The sequence below is a fragment of the Vibrio sp. 10N.286.46.A8 genome (genome assembly GCF_041470165.1).
In the GTDB taxonomy this organism is placed as follows: domain Bacteria; phylum Pseudomonadota; class Gammaproteobacteria; order Enterobacterales; family Vibrionaceae; genus Vibrio; species Vibrio tasmaniensis_A.
The window spans coordinates 13,808-14,100 of the sequence record NZ_JBFRLX010000128.1 but is presented as its reverse complement, the minus strand read 5'-3'; the positions used below and the strand labels follow the sequence as shown (position 1 = coordinate 14,100).

2 protein-coding genes are annotated in these 293 nt (G+C 42.0%); one reads left to right on the top strand and one right to left on the bottom strand.

The window, feature by feature from the left end:
• A partial coding sequence (locus AB4232_RS13545; protein WP_372087334.1) for a hypothetical protein occupies nucleotides 1-190 on the top strand: 190 nt, incomplete at its 5' end.
• Here AB4232_RS13545 and AB4232_RS13540 read toward each other — a convergent pair.
• A partial coding sequence (locus tag AB4232_RS13540) for a cold-shock protein (RefSeq protein WP_372087337.1) occupies nucleotides 191-293 on the bottom strand: 103 nt, incomplete at its 5' end. It abuts the gene before it with no gap.

Below are 293 nucleotides of genomic sequence, written 5' to 3'. Positions count from 1 at the left end.
GTTGGTGAGGGGGGCTGTAATACCAATCGCGGTCAATAATGGGTTAGCCAAGCTTGTTCAAACACTCTGCCGAAAATGGGTAACACGGGTGAGTGTGGAAGCGATAGTAACTCAGTGGAAGTTTTATTTCAGGCATAAAAAAGCGCCGATAAAAATCAGCGCTTTAAAATTCTTTTTAGCGAAAAGCTAATTATTGAGCAACAACGTTTGCTGCTTGTAGGCCTTTTTGACCGTTTTCAACTTCGAAAGAAACCTTTTGGCCTTCTTTCAGAGTTTTGAAACCTTCAGAAGCG